This window comes from uncultured Sulfitobacter sp., from assembly GCF_947502895.1.
GTDB lineage: Bacteria > Pseudomonadota > Alphaproteobacteria > Rhodobacterales > Rhodobacteraceae > Sulfitobacter.
Genome location: NZ_CANNBM010000001.1, coordinates 1,608,750 through 1,625,538 on the forward strand (window position 1 = coordinate 1,608,750; position 16,789 = coordinate 1,625,538).

13 protein-coding genes are annotated in these 16,789 nt (G+C 57.4%); 11 read left to right on the plus strand and 2 right to left on the minus strand.

Annotation, left to right across the window (positions count from 1 at the left end):
* Nucleotides 1–170: 170 nt before the first annotated feature.
* Both fdhF and Q0903_RS07910 read left to right on the plus strand, forming a co-directional pair.
* Nucleotides 171–2,939, plus strand: coding sequence for a formate dehydrogenase subunit alpha (gene fdhF, locus Q0903_RS07905; protein ID WP_299414380.1), 2,769 nt, complete (start codon nt 171–173; stop codon nt 2,937–2,939).
* 103 nt (nt 2,940–3,042) lie between these two features.
* Nucleotides 3,043–4,248, plus strand: coding sequence for a hydantoinase/carbamoylase family amidase (locus Q0903_RS07910; protein WP_299414383.1), 1,206 nt, complete (start codon nt 3,043–3,045; stop codon nt 4,246–4,248).
* 207 nt (nt 4,249–4,455) lie between these two features.
* Here Q0903_RS07910 and Q0903_RS07915 read toward each other — a convergent pair whose 3' ends face one another.
* Together Q0903_RS07915 and Q0903_RS07920 are read right to left on the minus strand one after the other, a co-directional pair.
* Nucleotides 4,456–5,157, minus strand: a complete 702-nt coding sequence (locus tag Q0903_RS07915) for a response regulator transcription factor (RefSeq protein WP_299027495.1) — start codon at nt 5,155–5,157, stop codon at nt 4,456–4,458.
* Nucleotides 5,157–7,061: a PAS-domain containing protein gene (locus Q0903_RS07920; RefSeq protein WP_299414387.1), complete on the minus strand. Its 1,905-nt coding sequence runs from the start codon at nt 7,059–7,061 to the stop codon at nt 5,157–5,159. Before Q0903_RS07920 ends, Q0903_RS07915 begins: the two co-directional genes overlap by 1 nt.
* A 186-nt stretch (nt 7,062–7,247) precedes the next feature.
* Here Q0903_RS07920 and Q0903_RS07925 point away from each other — a divergent pair, with 186 nt between their 5' ends.
* The 9 genes from Q0903_RS07925 (at nt 7,248) to Q0903_RS07965 (ending at nt 16,776) form a co-directional block, all read left to right on the plus strand.
* The gene (locus tag Q0903_RS07925; protein WP_299414390.1) at nt 7,248–9,218 is read left to right on the plus strand and encodes an AMP-binding protein; all 1,971 of its coding nucleotides are present in this window, start codon (nt 7,248–7,250) and stop codon (nt 9,216–9,218) included.
* Between the two features lie 124 nt (nt 9,219–9,342).
* Nucleotides 9,343–10,161: an ABC transporter ATP-binding protein gene (locus tag Q0903_RS07930; protein WP_299027502.1), complete on the plus strand. Its 819-nt coding sequence runs from the start codon at nt 9,343–9,345 to the stop codon at nt 10,159–10,161.
* The gene (locus Q0903_RS07935) at nt 10,154–10,771 is read left to right on the plus strand and encodes a hypothetical protein (protein ID WP_299414393.1); all 618 of its coding nucleotides are present in this window, start codon (nt 10,154–10,156) and stop codon (nt 10,769–10,771) included. The genes Q0903_RS07930 and Q0903_RS07935 overlap by 8 nt, the downstream gene beginning before the upstream one ends.
* Nucleotides 10,768–11,775: a branched-chain amino acid ABC transporter permease gene (locus tag Q0903_RS07940; RefSeq protein ID WP_299027508.1), complete on the plus strand. Its 1,008-nt coding sequence runs from the start codon at nt 10,768–10,770 to the stop codon at nt 11,773–11,775. The genes Q0903_RS07935 and Q0903_RS07940 overlap by 4 nt, the downstream gene beginning before the upstream one ends.
* A 12-nt stretch (nt 11,776–11,787) precedes the next feature.
* Nucleotides 11,788–12,114 carry a hypothetical protein gene (locus Q0903_RS07945; protein ID WP_299027511.1) on the plus strand — a complete coding sequence of 109 codons (327 nt, stop codon included), beginning with the start codon at nt 11,788–11,790 and terminating at the stop codon, nt 12,112–12,114.
* Nucleotides 12,115–13,227, plus strand: a complete 1,113-nt coding sequence (locus tag Q0903_RS07950) for a branched-chain amino acid ABC transporter permease (RefSeq protein ID WP_299027514.1) — start codon at nt 12,115–12,117, stop codon at nt 13,225–13,227.
* Nucleotides 13,228–13,305: 78 nt separating this feature from the next.
* Nucleotides 13,306–14,589 (plus strand): ABC transporter substrate-binding protein, encoded by a 1,284-nt coding sequence (locus Q0903_RS07955; protein WP_299414397.1) that lies wholly within the window; start codon nt 13,306–13,308, stop codon nt 14,587–14,589.
* Nucleotides 14,590–14,660: 71 nt separating this feature from the next.
* Complete coding sequence (locus tag Q0903_RS07960) at nt 14,661–15,494, plus strand: ABC transporter ATP-binding protein (RefSeq protein WP_299027520.1); 834 nt, start codon at nt 14,661–14,663, stop codon at nt 15,492–15,494.
* Between the two features lie 64 nt (nt 15,495–15,558).
* Nucleotides 15,559–16,776, plus strand: coding sequence for an AMP-binding protein (locus tag Q0903_RS07965; RefSeq protein ID WP_299414402.1), 1,218 nt, complete (start codon nt 15,559–15,561; stop codon nt 16,774–16,776).
* The last annotated feature ends 13 nt before the right edge of the window (nt 16,777–16,789 follow it).

Here is a 16,789-nt window from a genome sequence, read left to right on the forward strand (position 1 = left end):
TCCTGATTGTTGGTGCCATTGATAGACGTGCGAAGAGAGCAGCGAAAGAGGTCTATCGGAAACCTGCGGGCGGGTGCATGGCGGAAATGCGAGGTGGCGTGTCGGGAACAGCCTTTCGATATGGGGCGGCCACGTCTAGAAACAGGCAAAGCGCATGGAGGAGGCCCGTTATGACGGATAAAGTCACATTCACCCTAGATGGTGAAACCGTAGAGGCGGACGCCGGCCTGACAATTTGGGAAGTGGCCAATGGCCGTGGTCTGAAAATCCCCCATCTGTGCCACAAACCTGCGCCCGGCTATCGCCCTGACGGCAACTGCCGCGCTTGCATGGTTGAAATTGAGGGCGAGCGAACGCTGGCGGCCTCGTGCATTCGAGAACCAGCCGAAGGCATGGTTGTCACCACCAATAACGCCCGCGCAGAGAATGCGCGCAAGATGGTGGTCGAACTGTTGATGGCCGATATGCCGGATCAGGAAATTGCGCATGATAAATCCAGCCATATGTGGGATATGGCCGCGCTGAACGGGGTTGAGGACAGCCGTTTCCCAAAGCTCGAAGAGGGCCGTATTCCCTTGCTGGACGACAGCCATGTCGCGATGAGCGTGAACCTTGATGCCTGTATCTCGTGTGGTCTGTGCGTGCGGGCCTGCCGCGAAGTGCAGGTGAACGATGTGATCGGTATGTCGGGGCGCGGCGCGGGCGCTTATCCGACCTTCGATATGGCCGATCCGATGGGCGACAGCACCTGTGTCGCCTGCGGTGAATGTCTGCAGGCCTGCCCCACTGGCGCGCTGATGCCTGCCTCGGTCGTGGACGAGAACCAAGTTGGTGACAGCGCTGACTTCGACCGCGAAGTCGAGAGCATCTGCCCCTTCTGTGGTGTGGGTTGCCAAATCTCGCTGAAGATAAAGGACGACAAGGTCAAATACGTAGACGGCATCAACGGTCCCGCGAACGAGGGGCGTCTGTGCGTCAAGGGTCGCTTTGGCTTTGACTATATCCACCACAATCACCGCCTGACAAAACCGTTGATCCGCCGTGAGGATGCCCCCGCCAAGGGGTTAAACGTAGATCCGGGCAATTATCTGGAAGTATTCCGCGAGGCCACGTGGGACGAGGCGCTGGATGCAGCAGCGAACGGGCTTAAAGGCATTGGCGGCAAGGGTGTCGCGGGCTTTGGCTCTGCCAAATGTACCAACGAAGAAGCCTATCTGTTCCAGAAAATCATCCGTCAGGGATTTGGCCACAATAACGTCGATCACTGTACGCGTTTGTGCCATGCCTCCTCTGTCTCTGCCCTGCTGGAGAATGTGGGGTCGGGTGCGGTTTCAGCTACTTTCAACGAAATCGAAAACGCCGATGTGGCAATTGTGATCGGGGCCAACCCGATTGAAAACCACCCTGTTGCGGCGACCTATTTCAAGCAGTTCACCAAGCGTGGTGGCAAGCTGATCGTCATGGACCCGCGCGGACAGGCGCTGAAACGTCACTCCTCGCATATGCTGCAATTCCGCCCTGGCACGGATGTCTCAATGCTCAACGCGATCATGCATGTGATCGTTGAGGAGGAGCTGTACGACAAGCAGTATATCGAAGCCTACACCGAGAATTGGGAAGCCGAGAAGGCCCATCTTCAGGACTTTACCCCCGAAAAGATGGCCGAGATTTGTGGTATCGACGCCGAGATGATCCGTGATGTTGCACGGACGTTTGCAGGGGCGAATGCCGCGATGATTTTCTGGGGTATGGGCGTAAGCCAGCATATCCACGGTACAGACAATGCGCGTTGCCTGATCAGTCTTGCACTTATGACAGGCCAAGTGGGCCGCCCTGGTGCGGGCCTGCACCCGCTGCGCGGTCAAAACAATGTGCAAGGTGCCTCTGACGCGGGGCTGATCCCGATGTTCTTGCCTGACTACCAGTCAGTAACGGACGATGGTGTGCGCTCGGCCTTTACCGATGTATGGGAGAGCGGCGATTTCAGTGCCGAGAAGGGCCTGACTGTGACCGAAATTCTGGATGCGGTGCATGCTGGCGACATCAAAGGGATGTATATCCTTGGTGAAAACCCTGCTATGTCGGACCCGGATGTAGAGCATGCGCGCGACGCGTTGGGCAAGCTAGAGCACTTGGTGGTGCAAGATATCTTTATCACTGAAACGGCGAATTTTGCAGATGTAATCCTGCCTGCAAGTGCCTTTGCCGAGAAGTCGGGGACTGTCACGAACACCAACCGTCAGGTGCAAATGGGCCGTCAGGCTGTGACGCCTCCCGGTGACGCGCGCGAGGATTGGTGGATCGAAGTTGAACTGGCCAAGCGGTTGGGGCTGGATTGGAACTATGCCTCGCCCGCGGATGTTTTTGCCGAAATGAAGCTAAACATGAAGTCCCTCGACAACATTACATGGGACCGCTTGGAGAGCCAGAACGCAGTAACCTACCCGTCGCTGAGCCCTGAAGACCCCGGGCAGGCGATTGTGTTTACCGACGGCTTTCCCCGTGCGGACGGTCGTGCCAGATTCACGCCGGCCAGCATCATTGCGCCCGACGACACACCTGATGCAGAATACCCGATGATCCTGACCACAGGTCGTCAGTTGGAGCATTGGCATACAGGTTCCATGACGCGCCGTGCCACTGTGTTGGACGGGCTTGAGCCTGAGGCGAACTGCTCGCTTCATCCGTCTACACTGCGCAAGCTGGGGGTCGAGCCGGGTGAGTTTGTGCGCCTGACCACCAAGCGGGGTAGCATCGAGATCATGGCACGGATGGATCGTGCGGTATCGCCTGATATGGTGTTTTTGCCCTTCGCCTATGTCGAAGCGGCAGCAAATATTCTGACCAATCCGGCCGTCGATCCCTATGGAAAAATCCCTGAATTCAAGTTCTCGGCGGTAAAAGTTGAAGCGGCGAAAGCTGCCGTGGCGGCAGAATGAAGAAACGGGGCGCTGACGCGCGTTCTACTTTATTTTGCTGATGAGGGGCTTTGCCCCTCAAACTCCCCAGAGGATTTATAGCCAAGAGAGATAAAGACTGCGTGTGAATATTGATGCTGGGCGATTTTTGGCTGATTTGCACAGGCTGCAGTCATTTGGGGCTTCCGGTGTTGGCAAGGGTGTTGTGCGCCCTGCGTATTCCGAGGCGGATGTTGCAGCACGTCGTTGGTTGGCGGAGCGGATGCAGGCGGCAGGTCTGCGTGTAGAAACCGATTCAATGGGCAATCTGTTTGGATTGGCTGACGGGCCGTCGATCTTGTTGGGATCACACAGCGACAGCCAGCCCGAAGGAGGGTGGCTGGATGGTGCGTTGGGCGTGGTTGCAGCATTGGAGGTCGCGCGAGCGAGCCGAAACGTTGGGGGGCCTGCCGTGTCAGTCGTGTCTTTTCAGGATGAAGAGGGACGCTTTGGCGTGACCACGGGCAGTGCCGTGTGGTCGGGGCATTTGAGTTTGGCTGAGGCGGACTTGTTGTGTGATCATGACGGGGTGACGCTGGCTGACGCGCGGCGTGTAATGGCGTCGACAGGCGAGATAGACCCCGCGCAATTCACCGGCTTCATCGAGATGCATATCGAGCAGGGCCCTGTTTTGGATCAAGCCGACGAACGGATTGGTGTGGTGTCTGACATCGTTGGTATCCGCGACATGAAAATTACTTTTGACGGGCAACAAAACCATGCCGGCACCACGCCGATGCATATCCGTCGTGATGCGTTTCAGGCAGTTTCGGCCTTTAATCAAGCGCTTGGGGAGCGGTTTGCGAATGTTGTCACGCCCTCGACCGTATGGACGATCGGGCATGTAAGTTTGCATCCGAACGCTTCGTCCATCGTGCCGGGGCGGGCCGTGTTTTCCATGCAGTGGCGGGATGGGGATGCCGAACGGCTGGACCGCATGGAGCGGATCATTCGCGCGTTGGCGCAGGAGGTGGCGCAGGCGCGTGGCATGGAGGTTTCATTCGGTCAGTTGCTGGGATTGGAGCCTGTAGCGATGGATGCGCGGCTGCGGGGTGCACTGGAGAACAGTGCGCAGCAGGTGGTGCCGGAGCGTTGGCGCGTGATGCCATCGGGTGCGTTGCATGATGCCACGAATGTGGCGCGGCTGATGCCTGTGGCGATGCTGTTTGTCCCCTCCATCGGGGGGATCAGCCACGCATTTGAAGAAGATACAGCCGAGGATGATCTGGTTACGGGGCTGCGGGTTTTGGCGGGGGCTGTGTCGGGGATGATGCCAGAACTTGGGGGGTGACTTTGGTACACCGGCTGTACACCCTCTGGCGTACAGGTGAACTGCCAAAGGTTCGTGCGGTTTGGCGGCTAACATGTTCTCCGAGCATTTCCCGCGGAGGCGCTGCATCTTCTCGCAAGCGCTGTGGAGTGAGGAGAGCTTCCGAGAATTTGTCGGGAGTGGCAACTCTCCGTTGGACTTCATGCAGGGCTTTGCCGGGTGTGAGGGTCAGACCCAGTTGACGTCACCCAGAAAGATGTATCCTGCGCCGTAGATCGTTTTGATCAATTGCGGGTTTTTGGGGTCTTCGCGAAGTTTTGTGCGCAGGCGTGAGATGCGGACATCCATTGCGCGGTCAAAACTTTCGGAGGCAGCACCGCCAAGGGTTTCTTGCATCTGTGAGCGGCTGATCAGGCGTTTGGGTGCGTCGAGAAAGAGGCGAAGCACTTCGCCCTCGGCGTGGCTGAAAGGGGTCTCGGTGCCTGTGGCGTCCTCCAGCACATAGCGGTCAAAATGGGCGATCCAGCCGTTGAATTGCGCTGTATTGCTGGCCCGTGTGGCTGGGCGTGCGCCGCGCAAGCGGGCGCGGATGCGCGCGACCACTTCGGCAGGATCAAAGGGTTTGCTGATGTAGTCGTCGGCCCCCAATTCCAACCCTGTCACGCGGTCCTGTACCTGTGCGCGGCCCGAGATGATAATCACCACAGCACCTTGTTCGAGCGCGAGGCGATGCACGAGGGTCAGACCATCGGTGTCGGGCAGGGACAGATCGACAAGGCAGACATCTGGTGTGCGTTTTGCCAGTGCAGCCTCAAACGCCGAGGCGCGGCCAAAGCTCTGGGTGTCAAACCCTGCTTCTTGCAGGACGTCCGACAGGAGGGTCCTGATCTCGGGCTCGTCGTCGAGTATGCTTATAAGTGGCTTGTTCATCAGGCGGCCCCTCTTTGCGGCGTGACTAGGGCGGCAAGATCATCACTGGTGAAGGGTTTGCGCAGAACAGGTGCGTGTTTTTGCGCTTCTAGAAACAGGGGGGCATCGGCGGGCAGGGATGTCATCAGAATAATGGGCGGGGCTGTTCCGTCCAGTCGGCGGGCCAGATCTGTGCCTGTGGCTTCGCCCTCTAGCTGGATATCGCTGAGGATCAGCGCGATGTCGGGCAGGTCAGCCAATAGGGCAGTTGCCTCATCTACAGACGCGGCCTCAATCACGGAATGGCCGAGGGTCATGAGGATGTCGCGCATAAGCGCGCGCAGATCATCGCGGTCTTCCACCAGCATAGCGAGGCCTGTGGTGGCGGGTACGGCGGCGCGGTAGGGCAGTCTGAGCGTGACTTGGGCACCTTGCGCGGTATTGGCTAGTTTCAGATCGCCGCCTGCGAGTTGCGTCATGTCATAGACCATCGACAGCCCGAGGCCCGAACCTTCGGACCCTTTGGTTGTAAAGAACGGGTTGAGCGCGTCCTGCAATGCTACGGTAGAGAATCCGCCGCCTGTATCGCTGACTTGAAATTCGATCCATGTGTCATGTACGGGGCGCACGGCCAAGACGATCTCGCCGTGGGTGCCCATAGCGTCGCGTGCGTTGAGGATGAGATTCAGAAGACTGTCTTGGAGCATGCCCTGATCCAGAAGGATTGTGCCTGTCGGGGCGATATCGAGGGTCAGCTTCATCGCTGCGGGCAGGGTCGGTTCCGCCAGAGTGGCCAGATCTTGCATGACTTTGTGGATGTCTGTTGCGACGGGCCGAAGGCTGCGTGGATCGGTGATATGTGCGATGGAGTTCAGCAGCGCACCGCCGCGCCGTGCGGCTGCGAGTGTGCCCTCAATAAGAGGGGCAGCCGTGGGCGGGAGGCCTGACAGTCGGTCGAGGCGGGATTGCAGGCCAAGGATGATTGTCAGCAGGTTGGAGAAATCATGCGCAAGGCCAGACGTGATTTGCGCGGCAAGTGCGCGGCGGCTGACCTGTTGCAGGGCGGCGCGTGTCTGGGTTTCTTCGGTCACGTCCATGGACAGAATATAAACGCCGCCCGTGCGATCGGGGGTAAAGGCGGTACGGATACGGCGCGCGCTGCCTTCATCGGTGAATTCCTGCACCGAGGCTGTGCCGTCATAAGCTGTGGCCAGAGCGGTTTTTATTTTGTCGAACGTATCGGCGCCGAGGACATCGCGTATCGGGCGGCCCAGAATATCGGAGGGGCGGTGCGGGATGATCGTGCCGAGGCGTTGATTGGAGTAGGTATAGTGACCTGTTGCGTCCACATGGGCGATATGGGCGGGCAACATTTCAGTGGTAAGGCGTGCGCGGGCCTCGGAGGCGGTGAGCTGGCGTTTGGTTTGTTCCAGCGTGGTTATCATGGCGGCGCGTTCGCGGTTGGTCTGTGCCAGCTTTTCGGTGTGCGCCAATACCTGATCGCTCAGCGCGTCCGAGCGGGCGCGCAGCAGGGCCTCTTGCGATTTGGTCGCGGAGATATCGGTATAGACGGTGACCCAGCCCCCATCGGGCAGGGGAGAGCCTTCGACGCTGATGGTGCGGCCATTGGCCCGTGTCCGCTCCATATAATGCGGTTTGAACGCGCGGGCCTGTGCCATGCGTTCGGCCACGAAAGCGGGGACATCCGTGACCTCGCCGTATTCGCCGAGGGTGGCGAGATGGGTGATTGTATCGTGGAAAGTAGCACCGGGTGTGACGAGCGCATCTGGCAGATCGAACATGGTCTGGAACGGGGCGTTGCACACGGCAAGGCGCAGATCGCTGTCATAAATAGACAGGGCTTGGGCAATGAGGTTGAGCCCTGCCATGGTCATTGCTGTGGTTTGATCGTCTGCGTGCTGCATGAGGTGCAGTTTGCACCCGTAGCGATGCGTGTCAAAGGTGGAAGTGGCGCTGTTACAATTCGTAAGGATTGAGAAAACTTTATGAAATTGTTGACGTGCCATGTATCCCTGCCATTCTTGGCAACAGACTGAATCGTGCAAACGCGATCTGCCCGTCGGCAAGGACGGGACTTGGGAGGATACACTTTGGCTTTGATTGAATGCCCCGCGGGGCAACCCGCATCTGTTCCAGCACTGTTGCACCGCAATGCAAAGCAGTTTGCGGACAAGCCTGCATATCGCGAAAAAGAATATGGCATCTGGCAGAGCTGGACATGGAGCCAGACGCGCGACGAGGTTGAGGCGCTGGCGCTGGGCATGTTGGAGCTGGGCCTGAAAGAAGGGGATTTCGTCTCGATCATCGGGCGCAACCGTCCGTATCTGTATTGGGCGATGATGGCGGCCGAGATGTGTGGCGCCGTGCCTGTGCCGTTGTACCAAGACGCCAACGCCGAAGAGATGGCTTATGTGATGAGCCATTGCGGCGCGCGTTTTGCCATTGTGGGGGATCAGGAGCAGGTAGACAAAATCCTCGAAGTGCAGGACCAGTTGCCTGATTTCGAGCGGATGATCTATTTGGACCCGCGCGGATTGCGTAAATACGATCACGCGTTTTTGGACCAGTACAGCACTGTTCAGGAGACGGGCCGCAAGAAACGCGACAAGCTGATCGCTGAGTTGGAAGCCCGTCAGGCCAAACTGAATTACGACAGCACCGGCGTCATGCTGTATACCTCTGGTACCACGGGCAAGCCCAAGGGTGTTGTGCTGAGCAACCGCAATATCATCGAGACGGCCAAGTCGTCTTCGGAGTTCGACAATCTGCGCGCGGATGATGATATTCTGGCCTATCTGCCGATGGCATGGGTTGGGGATTTCATTTTCTCGGTGGGTCAGGCGCTCTGGACCGGTTTTTGCACGAATTGCCCCGAGAGCGCGGACACGATGCATGTTGATCTGCGCGAAATCGGCCCGACCTATTATTTTGCCCCGCCACGGGTGTTCGAGACGCAGTTGACCAACGTCATGATCCGCATGGAGGACGCAAGCAGGTTCAAGAAAAAGCTGTTTGACTATTACATGGCTGTGGCGCGCAAAGTCGGGCCTGACATTCTGGACGGCAAGGACGTCGGCTTTGTGGATCGTCTCAAGTACCGCTTGGGTGAATTGTTCATCTATGGTCCGCTGAAGAACACGCTGGGCTTTAGCCGTGTGCGCGTGGGCTATACCGCTGGTGAGGCGATCGGCCCCGAGATTTTCGATTTTTACCGCAGCCTCGGAATTAACCTCAAACAGTTGTACGGGCAGACGGAAGCGACAGTGTTTATCACGGCCCAGCCTGACGGCGAGGTGCGCAGCGATACCGTGGGTGTAACCTGCCCCGGTGTGGAGTTGAAGATTGCTGACAATGGCGAGGTTTTCTACCGCTCGCCCGGGGTGTTTGTGGAATACTACAAAAACGCCGAAAGCACGGCGGATACCAAAGACGCAGAGGGCTGGGTGGCCACGGGTGACGCGGGATTTGTAGAGCCTGACACGGGGCATTTGCGGATCATCGACCGTGCCAAAGACGTGGGCAAAATGGCTGATGGTGCCCTGTTTGCGCCGAAGTACGTTGAAAACAAGCTCAAGTTCTTTCCAAATATACTGGAGACAGTGGTGTTTGGTAACGGCAAGGAAGAATGTACTGCCTTTATCAACATCGACCTGACAGCAGTGGGCAACTGGGCCGAGCGCAACAACATCGGCTATGCCAGCTATCAGGAACTGGCGCGGCATCCTCAGGTCATGCAGCAAATCCAGGAGCATGTGGAAGACGTAAACCGCTCGGTTGCGGGGGATGAAATGCTGTCGAGCTGTCAGGTGCATCGCTTTGTTGTGCTGCACAAAGAGCTGGACGCGGATGATGGTGAGCTGACCCGCACGCGCAAGGTGCGTCGCCGGATCATTGAAGAGAAATATCATGACATCATCACGGCGCTTTATGACGGGTCCGAGCAGGTGAGTACGGAAACCGAAGTGACCTATGAAGACGGGCGCAAGGGCAGCATCAAGGCGACACTGGAAGTGCGCGCGGCTGCTGTGGTGCCTGTGGCCCAGAAGATGGCAGCGGAATGAGTGTGCGACGCGCGGCTGCGCCGACGCCCCGCCCACCATCCCGTTTCACGATGAACGGCGGTGATGCGCAGGTGCTGGGTGCAGGATCGAGTTTAATTGGAAAAATGAAGACGGGGTTGGGTGCGTGAAAGACACGGTCGAGAGTTACGTCACCGAGGATGGACGCACGATTGGTCCTGTTGTGATGGAAATGAAGAACATCACGCTGCGGTTTGGCGGTGTGGAAGCAATCAAGGATATTTCGTTTGATATCCGCGAGGGCGAAATTCGTGCGATTATCGGGCCGAACGGCGCGGGCAAGTCCTCTATGTTGAACGTAATATCGGGGTTCTATGTGCCGCAGGAGGGCGAGGTCTGGTACCGTGGTGCGCCGCGTCCGCCTGTGAAGCCGTTTCAGGTGGCCCAGCAGGGGATCGCCCGGACGTTCCAGAACATTGCTCTGTTCGAGGGGATGAGCGTTTTGGACAACGTGATGACCGGTCGATTGACCCATATGAAGACGGGCATGCTTTCCCAGATGATCTGGCGTGGTGCGGCGGAGCGTGAAGAGGTCGAGAACCGTGAAGTGGCCGAGAAGATCATCGACTTTCTAGAAATTCAGGCAATTCGCAAAACGCCCGTGGCGCGGCTGCCGTATGGTTTGAAGAAGCGGGTGGAGTTGGCGCGTGCGCTGGCGGCCGAGCCGTCGCTTTTGCTGTTGGACGAGCCGATGGCGGGGATGAACGTGGAGGAGAAAGAGGATATGAGCCGCTTTATCCTTGATGTGAACGATGAATTTGGCACCACAATTGCGCTGATCGAGCATGATATGGGCGTTGTGATGGATCTGAGCGACCGTGTGGTTGTGATGGACTATGGCAAAAAGATTGGTGATGGCACGCCGCATGAAGTGCGTAACAATCAAGAAGTGATTGATGCCTATCTGGGCGTTGCGCATGATTGATTTGGTGCAGCGCAAACAGACTGGCCTGCGGTCATGGTGCGCGGCGGTGCTATTTGCGATGCCGCTGCCAGCCTATGCTGTCGGGATTTGTTCGCAGCCTGCGCCGGAGATGGCGCAGATTTGTGGAGTGTATAACACTCACTGTGCGGCGTTTTTTGCCGATCCTGACGGGTTCGAGAGGGCAGACCTGCTGCCGCTGCCGCAAAGCGCACAGGGGGTCTTCCGGTCTAATGTGTTGCGGACGGATGTTCTGGGCTACCGCAAGACGGCGCATGACAATGTTGTTGTGGTTTATGCTGACGCGCAGCCGACGTGCGAGATGTTGATAACGGGCATGTCATATTATGAGATCGCTACAGCCTATCGTGCGTGGCGAATGGCAGAGGGTGAGACCTTTGTTGCGACAAGCGATTTTGAACCTGTTTCAACCAAAGACATGCCGCGGGCTTATGCGGCAGTATTTCTTGCGTCGCGCAATGATGCGGGCCGCGTGACAGAAATTACTTTGAACTGGAATTTGGGCGAGACAGGGCTGACGCGTCTGTCTGTTTCGGATCAGCCTGAACGTGAACACACCCGCAATCTACTCGCAGAGGGACCAAGCCAATGAATGAACAACTGGCCTTTACCATTGAAGTGTTCGCCAACGGCCTGATGGCGGGGGTGCTTTATGCGCTCGTGGCTCTCGGTTTTGTACTGATCTACAAGGCGTCCGGCATTTTCAACTATGCCCAAGGGGTTATGGCGCTGTTTGCGGCGATGACGCTGGTGGGCATCCAGAATGGTCAGGTGCCGTTTTCGCACCTGATCAACGCGATTTTCGGGACGGACATTCATTATTTCGGTTGGGACGTCCATTCGTTTGTGGCGATTGCGCTGACGGTTGTTGTGATGATCGTGCTGGCATGGGCCGTGCAGCGGTTTGTGTTCCGGCATCTGGTGGGACAGGAGCCGATCATTCTGTTTATGGCGACGATCGGTCTGGCATATTTTCTGGAAGGTGTTGCGGACCTGATGTGGGGTTCAGAACTGAAGGCGCTGAACGTCTGTGCGGCCGAAGGCGCGTGTCTGCCGCAGGGCATGAACACCTGGATCGACGAGACGACGTTCAATGCGCTCGGTTATGGTTTCTTCATCGACAATCTGGATATTGTGGCCAGCCTGATCGCTGCTTTGCTGGTGGCGGGACTGGTGATCTTTGCGCAGTACACCAAGCAGGGCCGCGCGATGCGGGCCGTAGCGGATGACCATCAGGCGGCATTGTCTGTTGGCGTATCGCTCAATTTCATCTGGATTTTGGTGTGGTCGCTGGCGGGGTTTGTGGCCTTGGTCGCTGGTATCATGTGGGGGGCGAAATCGGGCGTGCAGTTCTCGCTGTCGCTGATCGCATTGAAGGCTTTGCCGGTGCTGATGTTGGGCGGGTTCACGTCCATTCCGGGCGCTATTGTTGGTGGTCTGATTATTGGCGTGGGTGAGAAGCTGTTTGAATTCCTGATTGGGGCACCCTTCCTTGGGGGGGCGACCGAAAACTGGTTTGCCTACATGCTGGCACTGGTGTTTCTGGTGTTCCGTCCGCAGGGATTGTTCGGGGAGAAGATCATTGAGCGGGTTTAGGGACACATGCGCATGTTAAATCCTGATATGCTGCTGGCGGTGATCCAGTGGGCGTTGATCGGAGTGGGGCTATCGTTGTGCTTTGCCGCGATCCTTGCGCCATTCATCCCGTCTTCGGTAACGCCGTATGTCTACACCTACCAAGATGGCCAGACAGTAGAGGCGGTCCCGTCGGGTGATGTGGATGCTTTCGCCCAGATATTGGCGGTCTTGGCCACTTTTGCTTTTGGTTTGTTGGCGATGGCGCTGGGAGCCATACTGTTCTGCCTGCGGCGGATCGGAATTTACATGGGCGATTTACGAAGTGAATTGCGCCAGTCGAATAGTGAGGAAATTTGAATGTTCTACCGTGAAGCAGGCGATTTTAGTACGACCTACGCCGAGGATCAGCAGACGTTTCCGATCAAGTTTGATCGCTACCGCTATTATCTGGTGCTGTTCATAGCCATCGTTGTGGTTCCGTTTTCACTCAACGACTATTGGGTGAACTCGCTGCTGTTGCCTTTCCTGATCTATTCGATTGCAGCACTGGGGCTGAATATTCTGGTTGGATATTGCGGGCAGGTATCGCTGGGGACTGGTGGTTTTATGGCTGTGGGGGCCTATAGCTGTTACAAGTTCATGACAGGCGTCGATATCTGGTGGGGCGGCGAATTGCTGTTCCGGCTGCCGGAATTCAATATCTTTCTAAGCGTCATTATGGGCGGCGTCATGACGGCCATTGTGGGGGTTTTGTTCGGTCTGCCGAGCCTTCGGATCAAGGGGTTCTATCTGGCGGTGGCGACACTGGCGGCGCAGTTCTTTCTTGTGTGGCTGTTTAACCGTGTATCGTGGTTCTACAACTACTCGGCCTCGGGCCAGATCAGCGCGCCCGAGCGGGACCTGTTCGGCGTGTTGATTACCGGGCCTTCGGTAGCGCCTTGGGCGGCCTATGTGTTCTGTCTGTTCTTTACGATTGTCTGTGCCTATGTGGCGCGGAATCTGACGCGCGGATCGGCGGGGCGCAAATGGATGGCGATCCGCGATATGGATATCGCCGCCGAGATCATCGGGGTGAACCCGCTGCGTGCCAAGCTGACAGCCTTCATGGTGTCGTCGTTCTTTATCGGTATCTCGGGGGCGCTGTTTTTCTCTGTCTATCTTGGCGCGGTCGAAGTGGGCGAAGCATTCGGCATCCAGAAGTCATTCCTTGTTTTGTTCATGATCATCATCGGTGGTTTGGGCAGCATCTTTGGCTCTTTTGCGGGGGCGGCGTTTCTGGTGTTGTTGCCTGTCGCGTTGAAAGTGATCGGGGTGGACTGGCTGGGATGGCCCACTGACATCGTGGCACATTTGCAGCTGGTGATTGTCGGCCTGTTGATTATCGTATTCCTGATCGCAGAGCCGCACGGCATCAACCAGCTGTGGCGTGTGGCGAAAGAGAAATTGAGATTGTGGCCTTTCCCGCACTGACGGGGGGCTGCTGATACCAGAGGTAGAATAATCTGCCCATGAAGACCAATCGGATAATATCCAAGGGAGGAAACACCGATGAAATATAAACTAGGTACAATGGCCGTCGCGGCCCTGATGGCAGCAAGCCCCGTAATGGCGGATCTTGTGTTCCCGTCGCTGAGCTATCGCACAGGTCCATATGCTGCGGGTGGTATCCCGTTTGCGGATGGCTATGCCGATTATTTCACCATGCTCAACGCGCGTGATGGCGGTATTGGTGGCGTGATGACGCGCGTTCTGGAATGCGAGACAGGCTATAACACCGAAAAGGGTGTTGAGTGCTATGAAGCAACCAAAGGCGAAGGCAGCCTTGTGTATCAACCGCTGTCCACAGGTATCACATACCAGCTGATCCCGAAAACCACGGCAGACGGCATCCCGATGCACACGATGGGCTATGGCCGTACGTCTGCGGCAAATGGCGAAGTGTTCAGCCACACGTTCAACTATCCTGCGAACTACTGGAACGGTGCGTCCGGTGCGATCAACTATTTGCTGGCCGAAAACGGTGGCGATCTGAAGGGCAAAAAAGTTGCTCTGGTTTACCACAACTCTGCCTACGGCAAAGAGCCGATCCGCACACTGCAAGAGCTGTCGGCCAAGCATGGTTTCGAGTTCAAGGAAGTGCCAGTTGACCACCCTGGTCAGGAGCAGAAATCACAGTGGCTGCAAATCCGCCGTGACAAGCCTGATTATGTGATCATGTACGGCTGGGGCGTTATGAACCAGGTTGCCATTCAGGAAGCCGCGAACATCCGTTTCCCGATGGAAAACTTCATCGGCATCTGGTGGTCCGGTTCCGAAAATGACGTTCTGGCGGCAGGCGATTCGGCCAACGGCTACAAAGCGTTGACGTTCCACGGTGTGGGCAACGATTTCCCAGTATTTGACGACATCAAGACGCATGTTGTGGACAAGGGCGATGCGGCTGGCGCTGGCGATCAGATCGGCACAGTTCTCTATAACCGTGGTCTCTATGCGGCGATGCTGGCAGCGGAAGCTGTGAAAACCGCGCAGGAAATCCACGGCGTTGCCGACATCAACCCCGCGCAGATGCGTGACGGTATGGAAGCGTTGGAAATTACCGAAGAGAAGATGGCAGCACTTGGTCTGCCGAACTTTGGTCCTGCGTTCAAAGTATCGTGCCAGAACCACGGTGGTGACGGTCTGGTTGGTGTGACCCAGTGGGACGCTTCCTCCAAGACATGGAGCCTGATTTCGGACTTCGGGCCTTCCGACATGGAAGTTATTGGCGCGCTGATCGAAGAAGACTCTGCTGCCTATGCTGCGGAAAACAACATCGAAGCCGGCTGTAAGTAAGCCGCTTCCCCTCTGGCCGCTGCATTGGTGGCGGCCAGAAACCTCAAGAATTCAAGAAGGGTATCAGGCACATGTTGGATGCGAACACCGCCGAGGTGCAGGTCGAAAACCTGCTCGAAGTGAACAACATCGAAGTGATCTACAACCACGTGATCCTCGTACTCAAAGGCGTGAGCCTGAATGTGCCCAAAGGGGGGATTACGGCCCTGTTGGGTGGCAATGGCGCTGGCAAGACGACCACGCTTAAGGCGATCAGTGGTCTGTTGGCCTCGGAGCGGGGCGAAGTGACCAAAGGCTCGATCAAGTATCGTGGCCAGTCGATTGCGGCCCAAGACCCTGCCGAGACGGTGAAAAAGGGTGTTGTGCAGGTAATGGAGGGGCGCCACTGTTTCGAGCACCTGACCGTTGAGGAAAACCTGCTGACCGGTGCCTATACGCGCGCCGACGGCAAGGGTGCGATCGCTGCTGATCTGGAAATGGTGTATGACTATTTTCCGCGTCTGCGCGAGCGGCGCAAGTCCCAAGCGGGCTATACTTCTGGCGGTGAACAGCAAATGACAGCCGTTGGCCGCGCCCTGATGAGCCGCCCCGAGACGATCTTGCTGGACGAGCCGTCAATGGGGTTGGCCCCGCAGCTGGTCGAGCAGATTTTCAGCATCGTCAAGACAATCAACGAAAAAGAGGGCGTGACCTTTTTGTTGGCCGAGCAGAACACCAATGTGGCGCTGCGGTTTGCCCACTACGGCTACATTCTGGAGAGTGGCCGCGTGGTGATGGATGGCCCCGCCGCTGATCTGCGCGAAAATCAGGACGTCAAAGAATTCTATCTGGGCATGTCGGACGAAGGGCGCAAAAGCTTTCGTGATGTGCGCAGCTATCGCCGCCGCAAACGCTGGCTGAGCTAAGGCAGAACGAAGCCCGACCTGTGCGATGGCGCAGGGCAGCAGACAAGCTATCAGGATGAGCAAGATGACCTATTTCGATGCGTTGGAAACCCGCAGTGCTGACGTGCGGGCTGATGATCTGGCCGCAGCACTGCCTGCACAGATTGCACGGGCGCAAGCACTGGCCGGTTACGCGGAAACACTGGCGCAGGTGGACAGTGCGCAGATTACCACGCGGGAGGCGCTGGCCACATTGCCCGTCTTGCGCAAATCCGATCTGGGTCGCGCGCAGGCGCAGGCCGCACCTTTTGGCGGTTTTACCACCAAGCCTGCGACCGGGTTCAGCCATGTGTTTCAATCGCCTGGCCCGATTTACGAGCCTTCGTCGACGGACCCTGACTGGTGGCGTATGGGGCGGTTTTTGCATGCGGTCGGCATCGAGGCCGGTGACATTGTTCACAACTGTTTTGGCTACCACCTGACGCCAGCGGGCATGATATTCGAGAGCGGTGCGCGGGCCGTGGGGGCCACAGTGCTGCCTGCGGGCACGGGCCAGACGGAACTGCAAGTCATGGCAGCGCGCGATATTGGCACCACGGCGTATGCTGGCACGCCCGACTACCTCAAGGTCATTCTTGAGAAGGCGGACGAGATGGGCGTAACGCTGGGCATTACCCGCGCCGTGGTAGGGGGCGGTGCGTTGTTCCCATCGCTGCGCGAATGGTATGCCGCGCGCGGCATCACCTGTCTACAATGCTATGCCACTGCTGATCTGGGCAATATCGCTTATGAATCACCTGCTGCCGAAGGGCTGATCGTAGACGAAGGTGTTATCGTGGAAATCGTCACGCCCGGTACTGGCGATCCCGTGCCAGAGGGTGAGGTGGGCGAGGTTATCGTGACCACGCTGAACCCCGACTATCCGCTGATCCGATTTGCGACAGGGGATCTGAGTGCTGTGCTGGCTGGCGAGTCGCCTTGCGGGCGCAGCAACATGCGCATCAAAGGCTGGATGGGCCGCGCGGATCAAACAACCAAGATCAAGGGCATGTTTGTACGACCGGAGCAGGTAGCACAACTGGTAGCGCACCACGCGGAAGTCACCCGTGCGCGTGTCATTGCCACACGCGAGAACGAACAGGATGTAATGACCGTACAAATCGAAAGCGCCGCCCCTGATGCGGATGCCTATGCGCAATCAGTAGCCCAGTTGCTGAAGCTGAAAGGTAAAATCGAGGTTGTCGCGCCTGACAGTTTGCCCAAAGACGGCTTGGTTATCGAGGACCAGCGCACCTACGATTGACGCGTTTGACAGA

Bases quoted from the DNA above. Each gene is read 5' to 3' on its own strand.
- fdhF (WP_299414380.1), top strand. From the start codon at position 171: ATGACGGATAAAGTCACATTCACCCTAGATGGTGAAACCGTAGAGGCG.
- Q0903_RS07915 (WP_299027495.1), bottom strand. From the start codon at position 5,157: ATGAACAAGCCACTTATAAGCATACTCGACGACGAGCCCGAGATCAGG.
- Q0903_RS07935 (WP_299414393.1), top strand. From the start codon at position 10,154: ATGATTGATTTGGTGCAGCGCAAACAGACTGGCCTGCGGTCATGGTGC.
- Q0903_RS07960 (WP_299027520.1), top strand. From the start codon at position 14,661: ATGTTGGATGCGAACACCGCCGAGGTGCAGGTCGAAAACCTGCTCGAA.
- Q0903_RS07940 (WP_299027508.1), top strand. From the start codon at position 10,768: ATGAATGAACAACTGGCCTTTACCATTGAAGTGTTCGCCAACGGCCTG.
- Q0903_RS07945 (WP_299027511.1), top strand. From the start codon at position 11,788: ATGTTAAATCCTGATATGCTGCTGGCGGTGATCCAGTGGGCGTTGATC.
- Q0903_RS07920 (WP_299414387.1), bottom strand. From the start codon at position 7,061: ATGCAGCACGCAGACGATCAAACCACAGCAATGACCATGGCAGGGCTC.
- Q0903_RS07965 (WP_299414402.1), top strand. From the start codon at position 15,559: ATGACCTATTTCGATGCGTTGGAAACCCGCAGTGCTGACGTGCGGGCT.
- Q0903_RS07955 (WP_299414397.1), top strand. From the start codon at position 13,306: ATGAAATATAAACTAGGTACAATGGCCGTCGCGGCCCTGATGGCAGCA.
- Q0903_RS07950 (WP_299027514.1), top strand. From the start codon at position 12,115: ATGTTCTACCGTGAAGCAGGCGATTTTAGTACGACCTACGCCGAGGAT.